Source organism: Microbacterium sp. CR_7, assembly GCF_041954755.1.
Lineage (GTDB): Bacteria > Actinomycetota > Actinomycetes > Actinomycetales > Microbacteriaceae > Microbacterium.
Genome location: NZ_JAVAYF010000007.1, coordinates 1 through 14,806, shown reverse-complemented (window position 1 = coordinate 14,806; position 14,806 = coordinate 1). Strand labels below are relative to the sequence as shown.

General features: G+C 69.3%; 14 protein-coding genes. 11 read left to right on the top strand and 3 right to left on the bottom strand.

The window, feature by feature from the left end; all coding sequences use genetic code 11:
• The first annotated feature begins 9 nt into the window (after positions 1-9).
• From RAC81_RS14880 to RAC81_RS14870, 3 genes are all read left to right on the top strand, one after another.
• The gene (locus RAC81_RS14880; RefSeq protein WP_375083083.1) at positions 10-951 is read left to right on the top strand and encodes a proteasome assembly chaperone family protein; all 942 of its coding nucleotides are present in this window, start codon (positions 10-12) and stop codon (positions 949-951) included.
• A 167-nt stretch (positions 952-1,118) separates the two neighbouring features.
• The gene (locus RAC81_RS14875) at positions 1,119-2,363 is read left to right on the top strand and encodes an RNA polymerase sigma factor (RefSeq protein WP_375083082.1); all 1,245 of its coding nucleotides are present in this window, start codon (positions 1,119-1,121) and stop codon (positions 2,361-2,363) included.
• Positions 2,363-3,055 (top strand): coenzyme F420-0:L-glutamate ligase, encoded by a 693-nt coding sequence (locus tag RAC81_RS14870; protein ID WP_375083081.1) that lies wholly within the window; start codon positions 2,363-2,365, stop codon positions 3,053-3,055. The genes RAC81_RS14875 and RAC81_RS14870 overlap by 1 nt, the downstream gene beginning before the upstream one ends.
• A gap of 90 nt (positions 3,056-3,145) precedes the next feature.
• Here RAC81_RS14870 and RAC81_RS14865 read toward each other — a convergent pair whose 3' ends face one another.
• Positions 3,146-4,162 (bottom strand): sugar-transfer associated ATP-grasp domain-containing protein, encoded by a 1,017-nt coding sequence (locus RAC81_RS14865; RefSeq protein ID WP_375083080.1) that lies wholly within the window; start codon positions 4,160-4,162, stop codon positions 3,146-3,148.
• Between the two features lie 80 nt (positions 4,163-4,242).
• Here RAC81_RS14865 and RAC81_RS14860 point away from each other — a divergent pair, with 80 nt between their 5' ends.
• Both RAC81_RS14860 and RAC81_RS14855 read left to right on the top strand, forming a co-directional pair.
• Complete coding sequence (locus tag RAC81_RS14860; protein ID WP_375083079.1) at positions 4,243-4,950, top strand: alanine racemase; 708 nt, start codon at positions 4,243-4,245, stop codon at positions 4,948-4,950.
• Positions 4,947-5,987 carry an alanine racemase gene (locus tag RAC81_RS14855; RefSeq protein ID WP_375083078.1) on the top strand — a complete coding sequence of 347 codons (1,041 nt, stop codon included), beginning with the start codon at positions 4,947-4,949 and terminating at the stop codon, positions 5,985-5,987. Before RAC81_RS14860 ends, RAC81_RS14855 begins: the two co-directional genes overlap by 4 nt.
• 71 nt (positions 5,988-6,058) lie before the next feature.
• Here the strand turns inward: RAC81_RS14855 and RAC81_RS14850 are convergent, their stop codons facing one another.
• Positions 6,059-6,277: a hypothetical protein gene (locus tag RAC81_RS14850; RefSeq protein ID WP_096715398.1), complete on the bottom strand. Its 219-nt coding sequence runs from the start codon at positions 6,275-6,277 to the stop codon at positions 6,059-6,061.
• Between the two features lie 192 nt (positions 6,278-6,469).
• On the opposite strand from RAC81_RS14850, the gene RAC81_RS14845 reads away from it, so the two are divergent.
• Entirely contained in the window at positions 6,470-8,575 is a 2,106-nt protein-coding gene (locus RAC81_RS14845) for a type IIA DNA topoisomerase subunit B (protein ID WP_375083077.1), read from the top strand.
• Here the strand turns inward: RAC81_RS14845 and RAC81_RS14840 are convergent.
• Complete coding sequence (locus RAC81_RS14840; protein WP_375083076.1) at positions 8,529-9,776, bottom strand: glycosyltransferase; 1,248 nt, start codon at positions 9,774-9,776, stop codon at positions 8,529-8,531. The genes RAC81_RS14845 and RAC81_RS14840 overlap by 47 nt on opposite strands.
• 32 nt (positions 9,777-9,808) lie before the next feature.
• On the opposite strand from RAC81_RS14840, the gene RAC81_RS14835 reads away from it, so the two are divergent.
• From RAC81_RS14835 to RAC81_RS14815, 5 genes are read left to right on the top strand one after another with little or no spacing between them, the layout of a single operon-like run.
• The gene (locus RAC81_RS14835) at positions 9,809-10,798 is read left to right on the top strand and encodes an NAD-dependent epimerase/dehydratase family protein (protein WP_375083075.1); all 990 of its coding nucleotides are present in this window, start codon (positions 9,809-9,811) and stop codon (positions 10,796-10,798) included.
• On the top strand, positions 10,795-11,592 hold the full coding sequence (locus tag RAC81_RS14830; protein ID WP_375083074.1) for an MBL fold metallo-hydrolase: 798 nt from the start codon (positions 10,795-10,797) through the stop codon (positions 11,590-11,592). The genes RAC81_RS14835 and RAC81_RS14830 overlap by 4 nt, the downstream gene beginning before the upstream one ends.
• A complete protein-coding gene (locus tag RAC81_RS14825) occupies positions 11,592-12,884 on the top strand; it encodes a F390 synthetase-related protein (protein ID WP_375083073.1) in 1,293 nt (430 codons plus the stop codon). Before RAC81_RS14830 ends, RAC81_RS14825 begins: the two co-directional genes overlap by 1 nt.
• Positions 12,881-13,813, top strand: a complete 933-nt coding sequence (locus RAC81_RS14820) for a 3-oxoacyl-ACP synthase III family protein (protein WP_375083072.1) — start codon at positions 12,881-12,883, stop codon at positions 13,811-13,813. The genes RAC81_RS14825 and RAC81_RS14820 overlap by 4 nt, the downstream gene beginning before the upstream one ends.
• Before the next feature lie 37 nt (positions 13,814-13,850).
• The gene (locus RAC81_RS14815; RefSeq protein ID WP_375083071.1) at positions 13,851-14,756 is read left to right on the top strand and encodes an arginase family protein; all 906 of its coding nucleotides are present in this window, start codon (positions 13,851-13,853) and stop codon (positions 14,754-14,756) included.
• Positions 14,757-14,806 lie beyond the last annotated feature (50 nt).

The window sequence follows — 14,806 nt, the reverse complement described above, 5'->3', positions numbered from 1 at the left end:
CATGGACACATGCCCTTCTCCGGAGAGATCCACGAACGTGTCGCGAACGCGCCGGCGGTGCCGCGCGGGCTTCCTCTGGTGCTGCTGCTGACCGGTTTCACCGACGCGGGCAACGCGGTCTCCGGACTCATCGAGCACCTTCGCGAGACCACCTCGCCGCAGCCGATCGCCGTCTTCGACAACGACGTGCTGCTCGACTACCGCGCTCGTCGGCCGGTGATCGCCTTCGATCAGGACCACCTGACCGAGTTCCGCCCGGCGCGCCTCGAGCTGTCCCTCGCCACCGACGCCCTGGGGCAGAAGTTCCTGCTCCTCGCCGGCTACGAGCCGGACTTCGCCTGGAACCAGTTCGCCCGCACGGTGCTGGACCTGGCGGCGGAGTTCGAGGTGTCCGGTCTCAGCTGGGTGCACTCGATCGCGATGCCGGTGCCGCACACGCGACCGATCGGCACGACCGTCAGCGGCAACCGTCGCGAGCTCACGGTCGCGCACTCGGTGTGGCGACCTCGCACCCAGGTGCCGGCGACGGCCGGGCATCTCCTCGAGTTCCGGTTCGCGGAGCGGGGCGAACGGGTCGTGGGCTTCGTGCTGCTCGTGCCGCACTACCTGGCCGAGACCGAGAACCCGGATGCCGTGATCGCGGCGGCCGACAAGCTGATGGCGGCGACGGGCCTGGTGATCCTCCTCGACGAGGTGCAGGAGCGCCGCGAGGACTACCTCGGCCGTGTCGACGAGCAGGTGCTCGGCAACGACGAGCTGCAGCAGATGGTGCACGGTCTCGAGCGTCGCTACGACGCCTACATGGCCGGCCGCGATCCCGAGGACGACTCGTACGACGAGGGCGGATTCAACGAACGCGATCTGCCGAGCGCCGACGAGCTGGCGGCCGAGCTCGAGCGCTACCTGGCCACTCGCCCGACGGGCGACGACGACAAGAACGGCCGCGGCTGACTTTCCCGTCGGCGGACTTCGCGGGAATGCATCCGCATCCTCTCACGTGTGCGATACTAGGAGTCTGACCCGTTGTCAATCGATCTTTTCCGAGATCGGGCTTGACAAGGGTCTTACTAGTGTCCGAAATGGCCCGGGGCTGCCAGCGGCCCCGTGAAAGGCGAAACGTGACTCCTGCCACGACCAAGAAAACCCGGACGAAGAAGAGCGCCGAGGCCCCCGAGGTCGACGCCCAGGTCGAGGAGACGGCGGCCGAGAAGCCGGCGCCCAAGACCGCCGCACAGCGCGCCGCTGCCAAGCGCGCCCCCGCGAAGAAGAAGAAGTCGGACGACATCGTCGAAGAGGACGAGGCCCCCGTCGCCGGCGCGCCCGAGGAGGCCGACGAGGACGAAGAGGACTCGAAGCCGAAGTTCACCGAACCGCTGCCGACCGGCGCGATCGTCATCTCGTCGAACGACGACGAGGACGTTCCGGTCTACTCCACGCAGATCACCGGTGCGACCGCCGACCCGGTCAAGGACTACCTGAAGCAGATCGGAAAGGTCGCGCTGCTCAACGCGGCCGAAGAGGTCGAGCTCGCGATGCGCATCGAGGCCGGTCTGTTCGCGGAGGAGAAGCTCTCCGCGATGTCGCCGGCCGAGAAGGCCGGGCAGCTCGGACTCGACCTGCAGTGGGTCGCCCGTGACGGCCAGCGCGCCAAGAGCCACCTGCTCGGAGCCAACCTGCGACTCGTCGTCTCGCTCGCGAAGCGCTACACCGGCCGCGGCATGCAGTTCCTGGACCTGATCCAGGAGGGCAACCTCGGTCTGATCCGCGCCGTCGAGAAGTTCGACTACACCAAGGGCTTCAAGTTCTCGACCTACGCGACCTGGTGGATCCGCCAGGCGATCACGCGCGCCATGGCCGACCAGGCCCGCACCATCCGCATCCCCGTGCACATGGTCGAGGTCATCAACAAGCTCGCCCGTGTGCAGCGGCAGATGCTCCAGGACCTTGGTCGCGAGCCCACTCCCGAGGAGCTCAGCCGCGAGCTCGACATGACGCCCGAGAAGGTCATCGAGGTGCAGAAGTACGGCCGCGAGCCGATCTCTCTGCACACCCCGCTCGGCGAGGACGGCGACAGCGAGTTCGGCGACCTGATCGAGGACACCGAGGCTGTCGTTCCGGCCGACGCGGTGGGCTTCACGATGCTGCAGCGTCAGCTCGAGCAGCTGCTCGATTCGCTGTCCGAGCGTGAGGCGGGCGTGATCCGCATGCGCTTCGGCCTCGGCGACGGACAGCCGAAGACGCTCGACCAGATCGGCGACACCTTCGGCGTGACCCGCGAGCGGATCCGTCAGATCGAGTCGAAGACCATGGCGAAGCTGCGCCACCCGAGCCGGTCGCAGTCGCTGCGGGACTACCTCGAGTGATGCAGGCGAACGACGGCAAGGCGCTCGAGGCGAGCGTCGACGGGAAGAAGTACGCCCGCATCCCGCTCAAGACCCGCGTGGTGATGCCCGACGACGACCTCGACGCCATCGTGACCGAGTACGCGAAGGACGCCGTGCAGCCGGGTGACCTGCTGTTCGTGACCGAGAAGATCGTCGCGATCACGCAGGGCCGGTCGTACCGTCTCGACGAGATCACGCCGCGCCCGCTGGCGCGCTTCCTCTCGCGGTACGTCGTGCGGACGTCCTACGGCATCGGCCTCGGCATGCCCGAGACGATGGAGATGGCGCTTCGGGAGTGCGGAACGCTTCGCATCCTCTTCGCGGCGGGCGTCTCGGTCGTCACGAAGGCCTTCGGGCGACGCGGCGACTTCTACCGGATCGCCGGCGACAAGGCGCGGGCGATCGACGGCCCCACCAAGAACACGATCCCTCCGTACAACGAGGCGGTCGTGCTCGGACCGAAGAACCCGCGCGAGGTCGCCCAGCGACTGCAGAAGCTCGTCGGCAGCGGAGTCGACGTCGCCGTGGTCGACATCAACGACATCGGCGGGAACATCCTCGGATCCACGCTCGACAAGGCCGGTGAGCGCCGGCTCGTGCAGATCCTCGGCGACAACCCTCTCGGTCAGGCCCGTCAGTCCACGCCGATGGGCATCGTCCGCGCGGCCTGACGCGCGACTCGCCGGCAGACAGCGCACACGACGAAGGCCCGGATGCTCGGCATCCGGGCCTTCGTCGTGTGCGAGAGGGTCCCGCGGAGGTCAGAACCCGATCGCTGCGCGGTACCGCGGCTTGTGACCGGTGCGGATGCCGGTCACGCTCGGCTTGTTCTCGTACACGCCGGCGCCCCAGTTGCCCTCGACGAGTACGGGCCCGTCCGGCGTGACGACGACGTCCCAGCCGACGTACTGCACCTGCGGCACGACGCGGGCCGCCTGGTCGACGAAGGCGCGCACCTCGTCCATCATCGGCAGCTGGAAATCCGCGATCACGAAGCCCGAGTCGGGGTGCGTGACGTGCACGTGGCCGTGCGAGTCGTAGCCGGGGCCGACGGCGTGGCCGTCGTCGTCGAGCATCGTGTAGAAGCCGCCGAAGCTCATCTGGTCGCTGACGGCGCCGCGGCCGAATTTCTGCGCGATGGCCAGGATGTGCGTCTTCTCTCCGTCGAAGAAGGCGGTGACGCGGGTGGTGTTGACGGTGCCGGGGCACACCGCCGCGAGGTCGGCGTGCTGGCGGATGACCTCCTCGACGAGAACCTGCTTCTTCGACAGCAGCTCGGCGTGGAAGGCGTCCCAGTCGGTGACATCGGCGGCGTGGTAGCGGTGCACGCCGGTGCCGGCCTGACCGTGGGTCTCCTTGACGACGATCGTGCCCTGTCGTTCGGTGAAGGCCCGGAGCTCGTCGGCGTTGCCCTCGGTGATCAGCATCCACTCGCGCTTCAGGAGAGCGTCGAACCTCGCGTTGAACTCCGCCTTGTCGTGGAAGAGGTGGCGGTAGTCGGGGTGGTCGTACTGCTGCGAGATCTGATTCGAGACCGGGTGCGTCATGTACGTGTCGCGCTCGGCCTTGGTGAGGATCGCGAAGTCGTAGTCGATGTAGTCCTGGAACCCGACGTTGTGGCGTCCGGCGGACCAGAGCATGTCGACCACCACGAGCGGCAGGGCCTTGCCGTGCTGCGCGGAGGCCTCTTTCGCGCGCTCGAGCACGGAGCCGACGTCGATGCGGCGCGCACGCTCCAGCAGGTAGCGGACACGGGGCACAGGGGAAAAGCGCGACATGGATCTCCAAGTTCTTCGGTCGCTTCCAGTCTACGGGCGGGCCACCGGGCAACCTGGCAGCCCGGAGTTAGGCTGGGTGGGTGCGTGACTCGACTTCCAGCTCCCTCCCGCAGGCCGTGATCTCGCGATCGGCGTTGGCGGCGGCGGCCTCGGAAGCCGTGTCGCGAGGGGGTCGGCTGGCTGATCTGCGACGCGACGCCTGGGGACACGGACTCGTCGCGGTCGCCCATGCGGTGGCCGCTGCGGGCGGCCAGGCGATGCTCGTCGACTCCGCCGCAGAGGCGGAAGCTCTGGCGCTCGAGGGCATCGATGCCGTGACGAGCGGCTCCGCCGACATCGATCCCGCTCTGCTCTACGGACTTCCCGACGCGGACGGCGCTCTGCGTACGCGACCCGTGATGCGCCTCGTCGGCCGCGTGCTCTCGACGAAGCCACTCAAGGCAGGAGACGCCGTCTCGTACGGCTACACCCATCGTGCCGAGTCCGACACCACCGCGGCGCTCATCACCGGCGGCTACGCGCAGGGGATCGTCCGCGCGCTCGGGAACGCGGCGCACGTCGAGATCCGCGGCACGATGCGTCCGATCGTCGGGCGCGTCGCGATGGACGTCTGCGTCGTCGACGTCGAGAGCCCAGAAGGGGCCGCGACCGGCGACGAGGTGACCTACTTCGGCGGCTCGGGGCCCGCAGGTCCCAACCTCGCCCGGTGGAGCTCCGTCACCGGACTGTCGGCGGGAGAGCTGATCGCGGTCACGGGGGCGCACGCCGGCCGGAGGTGGGAGGCATGAGACGTCCGGAGCTGCGACTCTCGACCCGACGCCTGGCCTGGAACATCGCCGCGGTGCGCGACCGTATCGCCCCCTCCGAGCTCATGATGGTGCTGAAGGACGACGCATACGGGCACGGACTGACCTGGGCCGTGGAGACCGGTCTCGCCGCCGGAGTCGACTGGTACGGCGCGTACGACGTGTGCAGCGGAGTGCGGGTGCGGGAGATCCTGGGAGCGCACGGTCGCGTCTTCGCGTGGGTGACGTCGATCGACGACGAGATCGACGAGGCGCTGCGCCACGACATCGACCTCGGGGTCGGTTCGACGGAGTACCTGTCTGCGGTCATCGCGCGGGCGACAGCGCTCGGCATCCGCGCGCGCATCCACCTCAAGATCGACACCGGACTGCACCGAAACGGCATGCTGCCGGAGGAGTGGGAGCAGACCATCGCGGACGTGCGGCGCGCGGAGTCTGACGGAGCGGTGGCGCTCGTCGGAATCTGGAGCCACCTCGCGGAGGCCAGCGACGAGGAGGACGACGACGCTCGCCGCGAATTCCTGCACGCGATCGAGGTCAGCGGACGCTCGGGCGAGGTGCCGGACGCGCTCCATCTGACGGCATCGGCTGCGTCCTGGTGGCGCCCGGAGCTGCGGGGCACGGTGTCGCGCATCGGCGCCTTCTGCTACGGGATCCGCTCCGCAGACGGCCCGGACCTCGAGGGCATCGCTCCCGTCGCCGAGCTCGTGGCGACGGTGACCGAGGTTCGCGCGAACGAGGCCACCGTCGGGATCGGCTCCTTCGACGGCATCCCGTCGTCGCTGGCCGGCTCGACGATCGGGACGCCCGCCGGAGCGGGCACGCTCGTTCGCGTCGACGAGACGAGTTCGGCTGTCGCGGTGTGGCCCGGTGCGGCCGTCGGCGACCGGGTCTGGATCTTCGGCGCCGGCGACCACGGGGAGTCGAGTGCGACGACCCTGGCCGAGCGGATCGACACGGTCGGCGAGGAGATCCTCACGCGGCTGACCTCGCGCGTCCGCCGGGTCGCCGTCGACTGACTCGGCACGAGCACAGACAGAAGGAGCCCGTCATGAGACGGGCTCCGTGTCGACTCGTGCGGGTCGGCGGGTCAGACGGCGTCGATGAGACGCGAGGTCTCGTCGTGCCAGCTGGTGGCGACGCTGCGGAGCTTCTCCTCGTACTTGCGGCCGTGGTGCGCGCAGAAGAGAAGTTCGGAGCCGTTGACCTCGGCCGCGATGTAGGCCTGAGCGCCGCAGGAATCGCATCGATCCATGGCGGTCAGGCGGAACTCGACGGCGGAGGTCTCACGTTCGGTCGTTGCGTTCATCTTCGGTGCCTCCTAGGTGTCGGGTTCGCTGGTGGGCGTGATCAATACAACCACGCTGCACCTGTATGCATGCCCGGTTGACGGCGTGTTTCGCTCGGAGCGTACGCGGGGAACGTGGACCGGACGCGGAGTGATCGTGTACGGGGAGTGTCGAGCGGCCCGTGTCCGCGCCCGAGAATAGAATCGGAGATTGTGACCGCCGAGTATTCCGCCCATCATCTCCAGGTGCTCGAAGGCCTCGAGGCCGTCCGCAAGCGCCCTGGCATGTACATCGGGTCGAACGGCTCTCCGGGGCTCATGCACTGCCTGTGGGAGATCATCGACAACGCCGTCGATGAGGCCGTCGCCGGCAACGGCTCGAAGATCGACGTCATCCTGCATGACGACGGGAGCGTCGAGGTGCACGACAGGGGCCGCGGCATCCCCGTCGACGTCGAGCCCCGCACCGGACTGACCGGCGTCGAGGTCGTCTACACGAAGCTGCACGCCGGTGGGAAGTTCGGAGGCGGCTCGTACGCGGCATCCGGCGGTCTGCACGGTGTCGGCGCATCTGTCGTGAACGCGCTCTCCGAGCGTCTGGACGTCGAGGTCGACAGAGGCGGCAAGACGTATGCGATGTCGTTCCACCGCGGCGAGCCCGGCATCTTCGCCGACAAGGGCGAGAAGCGCCCCGACGCTCGCTTCACGCCGTTCGAGCAGAAGAGCGAGCTGCGGGTCATCGGGAAGGCTCCGCGCGGCGTCACCGGAACGCGGGTTCGCTACTGGGCCGACCGGCAGATCTTCACGAAGGACGCGGCGTTCCAGCTGGGCGAACTCGAGACGCGCGCCCGGCAGACGGCGTTCCTCGTGCCCGGCCTGGAGATCGTGGTCCGCGACGCCCGCTCGAAGGGCGACGTGGCGGACGGCGAGTCCACGGCCGTGGAGACCTCGTACCTGTACGAGGGCGGCATCTCGGAGTTCGTCGAGTACCTCGCGACCGATGCGCCGGTCACCGACACCTGGCGCATCCGGGGCGAGGGCACCTTCACCGAGACCGTGCCCGTGCTCCAGGCCGACGGGCACATGGTGGCGACCGAGGTCGAGCGGGTGTGCGCGGTCGACATCGCGATGCGCTGGGGCACCGGCTACGACACGATCACCCGCTCCTTCGTCAACATCATCTCCACGCCCAAGGGCGGCACGCACCAGCAGGGTTTCGAGCAGGAGCTGCTCAAGGTGCTGCGTGCTCAGGTCGAGCAGAACGCGCGCCGTCTCAAGGTGGGCAGCAACGACAAGCTGGAGAAGGACGACGTGCTCGCCGGACTCACCGCCGTGCTCACCGTCAACGTCCCCGAGCCGCAGTTCGAAGGGCAGACGAAGGAGGTGCTCGGCACGCCTGCTGTGCGTCAGATCGTCGCTCAGGTGATCCGGAAGGACCTCGCGGCGCGCTTCTCGTCGACCAAGCGCGACGACAAGAGCCAGGCCACGCAGCTGCTCGACAAGATCGTCGCCGAGATGAAGGCGCGCGTCTCGGCGCGTGCCCACAAGGAGACGCAGCGACGCAAGAACGCGCTCGAGTCCTCGACCCTGCCGACCAAGCTCGTCGACTGCCGCACGAACGACGTGGAGCGCAGCGAGCTGTTCATCGTCGAGGGCGACTCGGCGCTCGGCACGGCCAAGAACGCGCGCAACAGCGAGTTCCAGGCGCTGCTGCCGATCCGCGGCAAGATCCTCAACGTGCAGAAGGCGTCGGTCGGCGACATGCTGTCGAACACCGAGTGCGCCTCGATCATCCAGGTCATCGGCGCCGGATCGGGCCGGAGCTTCGACATCGACGCCGCGCGCTACGGCAAGATCATCCTGATGAGCGACGCCGACGTCGACGGCGCACACATCCGCACCCTGCTCCTGACGCTGTTCTACCGCTACATGCGACCGCTCATCGAGCACGGCCGCGTCTTCGCCGCGGTGCCGCCGCTGCACCGCGTGATCGTCATCAATCCCGGCTCGAAGCCGAACGAGACGATCTACACCTACAGCGAGCAGGAGATGCACGCGCTCCTCGCCAAGCTCCGCAAGGCGGGCAAGCGGTGGCACGAACCGATCCAGCGCTACAAGGGCCTCGGCGAGATGGATGCCGAGCAGCTGGCCTCGACGACCATGGACCGCGGCGGACGGCTCCTGCGCCGGGTGCGCATGGAGGATGCCGAGGCCGCCGGCCGCGTGTTCGAGCTGCTCATGGGCAACGAGGTGGCACCACGGCGCGAGTTCATCATCGACTCGTCGGATCGGCTGTCTCGCGAGTCGATCGACGCCTGATCGCCGAGCGGTAGACCTCGACGAGCGCATCGCGGTGCGTGGTCTGCGCCACGCTCTCGCGCTGCGCGACGGCTGCGCGGCTCAGCGCCGTGACCCGGGTCGGGTCGTCGCGAAGCGCCGAGAGCGCGGTGCTCAGTCCCTCGGCATCCGGTGTCTCGGTGACGATACCCGCGCCTTTCGGGAACGTCTCGACGAGGTCGGGGTCGGTGACGACGACGGGGAGTCCGGATGCGACGGCCTCGAGGATCACCATCGGCTGATTGTCGAAGTCGAGCGAGCTCGAGACCAGCACGTGCGCATCGCGCATGGCTTCCAGGACACGGGACTGGGGCACAGCGCCGTGAACCGTCAGACGGCCGTCGTCGAGGCGGGCGGCTGAGCGCGCCACCGACGCACGGACGACCCCGTCGCCGAACATGTGCGCCATGATGCCGGGAGTCCGCCGGACGGCCTCGACGAACACGTCGGGACGCTTCTCGGGCGACAGACGACCGCACCACATCACCCGGAGGGGCCCGGCGGCAGCGGGCTCGCGTACGGCGGGCGCGCCGACGGCATCCAGGACCGTGTCCTCGAGCCCGTTGGAGAGAACGGCCAGCGGCGTGCGGACGCCCTGGGCGAGGAGCTTCTCGGCGAAGTGCGAGGACGGGACGATGACGTGGTCGGCGTGATTAGCCTGACTCACCATCAGGCGCCACATCCGCCTGGCCTGGCGTGTGCGGGCGTATGGCGCGGCCGCATCGATCGCGGCGCGGTCGTGCGGCATCCGGCGGCGGTGCAGGGCCGCGAGCAGCGCGGTCGTCACGGACGGCAGGGGCAGGACCGAGCGCGTGTAGACGTCGATGCGGCCGTGCATGGTCTGCACCACGGGTATGCCGAGAGCTCGGGCCGCGTGGAATCCCGCGAGCGCGGCGAACATCTCGGTGTGCACGTGGATCACGTCGGCGCGCAGGTCGCGCAGAGCGTCGTGCATGGCGGTCGCCGCCGCGGTGGGCGGCCACGTGAACGGGTATCCGTCCGGTGCGAATCCGCGAGCCGTCGGAAGCCGGATGATCCGGCGGTCCGTACTCGCGGTCGCCAGCGGCGCGAGCACGAAGACCTCGTGACCCGCCTGCTCGAGAGCCTCGCGATGGGCCTTGATGACCGTCTGCACGCCTCCGAGCGTCGGCAGGTAGTAGTCGGTCACCATGGCGATGCGCACCCGACCACGATAGGCCAGCTAGGGTGAGGGTCATGTCCGGAGCCCGTGTGCTGGTGACGGGGGCGACGGGGTTCCTCGGCGGCCACGTCGTGCGCGATCTGAAGGACCACGGGTTCGAGGTGTTCGCCGCCGGACGGAACGCCGATCGGCTCGGCGTGCTCGTCGATGACCGCCATCGCGTGCCGGGGGATCTCGCTTCGCTGAGATGGTGCGAACTGCCGGTGGATGCCGTCATCCACTGCGCTGCGCTGTCGACGCCGTGGGGGCGGTGGGCGGATTTCCGGGAGGCGAACGTCGACGGCACCGCGCACGTGGCGGACTTCGCCCGACGCAACCGGGTGCGACGGGTGGTCCACGTGTCGTCACCCAGCGTCTACGCGGCCGCGCGGGACCGTGTCGACATCCGCGAGGACGACGTCGACACAGCCAACCGGCTCAACGGGTACATCCGGTCGAAGATCGCCGCCGAGGGACTGCTCCAGGAGGCGCGGCGTCGTGGAGCGTTCCCCGAGCTCGTGATCGTGCGTCCGCGGGGACTCATCGGCGTCGGCGACCCCAGCCTCGTCCCTCGACTGCTCGACGTGCACGCCAGGATCGGGGTGCCGGTCTTCGGGGGAGGAGCGAACCTCATCGACATCACCGCCGTGCAGAACGTCGCGGCGGCGCTGCGGCTCGCCCTGGCCGCGGGCGATGCGGCCGGCGGCGTCTACAACATCACGAACGGGGAGCCTCGGTCGTTCCGAGATCTCCTCGGACGACTGCTCGCGCTCATGGGGGAGCAGCCCCGGTTCCGCTCCGCGAACCGGCGGGCCGCCTGGGCGGCGGCCGCCTTCCTCGAAGCCCTCTGCCGCGTCTTGCCAGGGCGCCCGGAGCCGCCACTGACCCGGTACACGCTGAGCACGATCGCCTACACGCAGACGCTCGACATCTCCCGTGCCGTACGCGATCTCGGGTACGTGCCGACCGTGACGCTGGACGATGCGCTCGCGGCGGTCGCCGCCGACCTGCGGGGCCACGGATGAACGGGCGTCTGCGACATCACGCGTGCGGCAGCACGTCGCACGACGTGGCGTCGATGTTCCATGGCGCACCCCGGGAGAGACGTCGATTCCCCTCCGGGGTCTTCCTCTACGACGGCGGAGACGGCCGCCGCGTCCTCTTCGACACGGGCTACGCGACCGGGCGATGGCGGACCGGCTGGCGTGGCGCCGTGTACCGGAGACTCCTGCCGCCGCAGGTCGACGACGAGGACGATGTCGCTTCCCGGCTGCGTCAGGACGGTGTCGACCCGGCATCCGTCACGCACGTCGTGCTGTCCCATCTGCATCCGGACCACGTGGGAGGTGTCCGGCGCTTCCCCGGCGCGACGTTCGTCGTCAGCGAGGGGCTGCAGCGCACGCTCACCGCCTCGACTCTGCGCAGCGGTGTCCTGCCCGGTCTGCTGCCCGCGTGGTTCGACCGCGCCACGAAGCGGGTTCTCCGCGACGACGAGTTCTCGCCACGGACCGTTCACGGGGTCGAGGTCGCAGCGGTCGATCTGTTCGATGACGGCAGCTATCTCGTCATGGATCTCCCCGGCCACGCCGACGGGCACGTGGGCGCGCTCGTCGAAGGCCGAGTCCTGCTCGCGGGGGACGCCGCCTGGGGGAGGGACCTGCTCCCGGAGGTGCAGCGTCTTCGCGCGGTTCCCCGCGCCGTGCAGTTCGACGCCGACGCTTATCTCCGGACGGCGCACACCGTCTCCCTCCTCGCCGATGCCGGCGTCCGAGTCGTGTGCAGCCATGATCCTGTGCGCGAGACAGACCTGCTGACCTGATGTCGACCCTGCGCATCCTGAGAGAGTTCGCCGCCGTGCGGTGGTTCAGACCGCTGCGCTCACGCCGGGCGGTCGACAGGCGTCAGCGCCGTCTGCTGCGGCGGCATCTCCGCTTCCTGCGCCAGCGGTCGCCCTACTTCCGGGAACTGCTCGCCGACGCCGAGTTCGACCAGCTCCCGCTCATGGACAAGCGCACCATGATGGCGCAGTTCGATCGCATGAACACCGTCGGAGCGAACAAGGAGGAGGCGCTGAGGCTCGCGATCGCGAACGAGCGATCGCGCGAGTTCGACGCCGATCTCGGTGCGAACTCGGTCGGGCTCTCCAGCGGAACGAGCGGTCATCGCGGGCTCTTCGTCGTCAGCCCCGCAGAGCGCGACGCCTGGGTCGGCACCGTGCTCGCTCGCACGCTGCCCCGGGGCGACCTGCTCGGGCATCGCATCGCGCTCTTCCTCCGCGCGGACAACTCCCTATACGAATCCGTGGGATCGCGCGCTGTCTCGTTCCGCTACTTCGACGTCTACGCGGACATGTCCGAGAACGTCGCGCGGCTGCAGGAGTACCGACCGACCGTCCTCGTCGCCCCGCCCTCCGTGCTGCGCGTGATCGCGAAGGCGGCGGAAGCAGGGGACTTCGACGTCGTGCCGAAGAAGGTCTACGCGGTCGCGGAGGTGCTCGAGCTCGCCGACGCAGACCGGATCCGCACAGCTCTGCGGCAGTCCACCCTGCACCAGCTCTACCAGTGCACCGAGGGATTCCTCGCCCACACCTGCGAACACGGGGTCATCCATCTCAACGAGGACGCGGTGCTTTTCGAGAGGGAACCGCTGGATGCGGAGCGCTTCGTCCCGATCGTGACCGATCTGCGGCGGCGCGCCCAGCCGATCGTGCGCTATCGGCTCGGCGACGTGCTGCGCGCGACGGGCCGGCCGTGCGCATGCGGCAGTGCTCTCGCAGCGATCGACCGCATCGAGGGCCGCGAGGGCGACACCCTTCTCTTCCGCGGACGGGAGGGCGGCGAGGTGCCCGTGTTCGCCGACGTCATGGCGCGGGCCCTGCTGTTCGCCGAGGGCTTCGACGAGTACCGGGTCGTGCAGACCGCCGCGTCGCGTCTCGAGATCGCGCTCGACGTGGTGGATGATCGATCGCGGCGCAGCGTCGTCGCGGAGGTCGACAATCTGGCCGACCGGCTCGACTGCGAACGACCTGAGGTCGTGTTCGTGCCGTACGAGCGCGACCCGGCGGTGAAGCTGCGCCGCGTGGTGCGGGACTGGGGGAGCGGAACAGCATGAGGAACTGCGAGATCGTCGGCTGGGGGACGTCGCTCCCCGATCGGATCACCCGATTCGGAGACGAGGTGCGATATCGCATCGCCGCTGACGTGTCCCACCTCGACATGCTCGTCGACGCGGCGGAGCGTGCACTGGCGAACGCAGGAATCGCCGCCGACGAGATCGACCTGGTGCTCGGGGCATCCGCTGCCGGGGTCCAGCCCATCCCCTGTACGGCCGCACTGGTGCTCGAGCGCCTCACGCTCACCGGTCACGCCGCCGCCTTCGATGTGAACTCGACCTGCACGAGCTTCATCACGGCGGTCGACGTCGCCTCCCGATACCTCGACACGGGCGACGCGGAGACCGTGCTCATCGTCTCGGGTGATGTCGGGTCCCGGTTCCTGAACCCCGCCCAGCGCGAGAGCTACGAGCTCTTCAGCGATGCGGGTGCGGCCATGGTGCTCCGTCGCTCCGCCCGCCCGGCAACGGGGGTGATCGCGAGTGCGCAGCGCACCTGGCCGGCGTACGCCCACGACACCGAGATCCGCGGCGGCCTGTCGCGCTCCCCTGCGCAGGCCTATGCGGACGCCGATCCCGCGGACTACCTCTTCGACATGGACGGCAGGCGTGCGCTGCTGGCGATGATGCGCGTGCTGCCCGACTTCTTCGCGGACTTCCACGATCGCTCCGGCATCGCCTACGACGACGTCGCGCTCTGGGTGCCCCACCAGGCGTCGGCGGCGCTCGGTCCGATGCTCGACCGCCTCGGCATCCCCGCCGATCGTCGGATCGACGAAGTGACCGGATTCGGCAACATGGTCTCGGCCTCCGTCCCGTTCATGCTCGCGCGGGCGCTCGACGTGGGACGCGTCGGCCGCGACGACACCATCGTCCTCTGCGGCACGGCCGCGGGACTCACCGCGAACGTCCTCGCCCTCCGGCTCTGATCGAGCGGGTGTCGGCGGTCGCTGAGAGGATGACGTGATGATCGCGATCGTCTCCGCTCCCACGAACCTCGGCCTCCGCCCGCCGGAACCGGGGGCGGTGCCCGGCACGGCCAAGGCGCCGGAGGCGTTGCGAGAGGCAGGACTCCACGCGCGGCTCCTCGGCGAGGGTGCGACGGACGCCGGGGCGATCCTCCCCGGGAGGTACGTCGACGATCCGAACCGCTCCCGGCACACGCTTCGCAATCACGACGCGATCGTCGATCACGCGCGGCGGCTCGCGGCCCGGCTCGTCACCCTGGTGAGAGAGGGATGCGCTCCGCTCGTGCTGGGCGGAGACTGCAGTCTCCTGGTCGCCGCGGGTCTCGCGTCACGAGTCGCGCGGCCGGGCGGGCTCGTGCACGTCGACGGTCACACGGACTTCCGGCATCCGGGCAACAGTCCCGAGATCGGCGCCCTCGCCGGCGAGGACCTCGCCGCCGCCGTCGGACTCCATCTCCCGGAGATCTCCGACATCGACGGCCTCGGTCCGTACTTCGATCGCGCGACGACAGCGCACATCGGATGCCGTCGCGACGACGAGCACGTCGACGAGCTGGCCGACACGATCGGTCTGGTGCTGCCCGCAGACAGGGTCGTCCTGCACGGGGCGGCGCGTGCGGCAGCGGACGTACTCGCGCTCCCCGCCTCGGATCGAGGCTTCTGGCTGCAGGTTGACGTGGATGTGCTGGATCCTCAGCACATGCCTGCGGTCGACAGTCCGGATCCCGGCGGACTCTCACCCGACGAGCTGACCCGACTGCTCGAGCTCCTCGCTCCCCGCGCATGGGGTGCATCCGTCACCGTCTTCGATCCCGACCTCGATCCGACCGGGGCGCACGCAGGGACGATCGCCGAGATCGTCGCCATCGGCCTCAGGGACCTGGGTCGCGACTCCGCACTCTGACACGCGCGCTGCGCGATCCTCGTCGCGGGGGGGGGGGGGGGGGCGTGAGA

Bases quoted from the DNA above. Each gene is read 5' to 3' on its own strand.
- RAC81_RS14850 (WP_096715398.1), bottom strand. From the start codon at position 6,277: ATGAACGCAACGACCGAACGTGAGACCTCCGCCGTCGAGTTCCGCCTG.
- RAC81_RS14865 (WP_375083080.1), bottom strand. From the start codon at position 4,162: ATGTCGCGCTTTTCCCCTGTGCCCCGTGTCCGCTACCTGCTGGAGCGT.
- RAC81_RS14855 (WP_375083078.1), top strand. From the start codon at position 4,947: ATGAGACGTCCGGAGCTGCGACTCTCGACCCGACGCCTGGCCTGGAAC.
- RAC81_RS14815 (WP_375083071.1), top strand. From the start codon at position 13,851: ATGATCGCGATCGTCTCCGCTCCCACGAACCTCGGCCTCCGCCCGCCG.
- RAC81_RS14880 (WP_375083083.1), top strand. From the start codon at position 10: ATGCCCTTCTCCGGAGAGATCCACGAACGTGTCGCGAACGCGCCGGCG.
- RAC81_RS14820 (WP_375083072.1), top strand. From the start codon at position 12,881: ATGAGGAACTGCGAGATCGTCGGCTGGGGGACGTCGCTCCCCGATCGG.
- RAC81_RS14830 (WP_375083074.1), top strand. From the start codon at position 10,795: ATGAACGGGCGTCTGCGACATCACGCGTGCGGCAGCACGTCGCACGAC.
- RAC81_RS14825 (WP_375083073.1), top strand. From the start codon at position 11,592: ATGTCGACCCTGCGCATCCTGAGAGAGTTCGCCGCCGTGCGGTGGTTC.
- RAC81_RS14835 (WP_375083075.1), top strand. From the start codon at position 9,809: ATGTCCGGAGCCCGTGTGCTGGTGACGGGGGCGACGGGGTTCCTCGGC.
- RAC81_RS14870 (WP_375083081.1), top strand. From the start codon at position 2,363: ATGCAGGCGAACGACGGCAAGGCGCTCGAGGCGAGCGTCGACGGGAAG.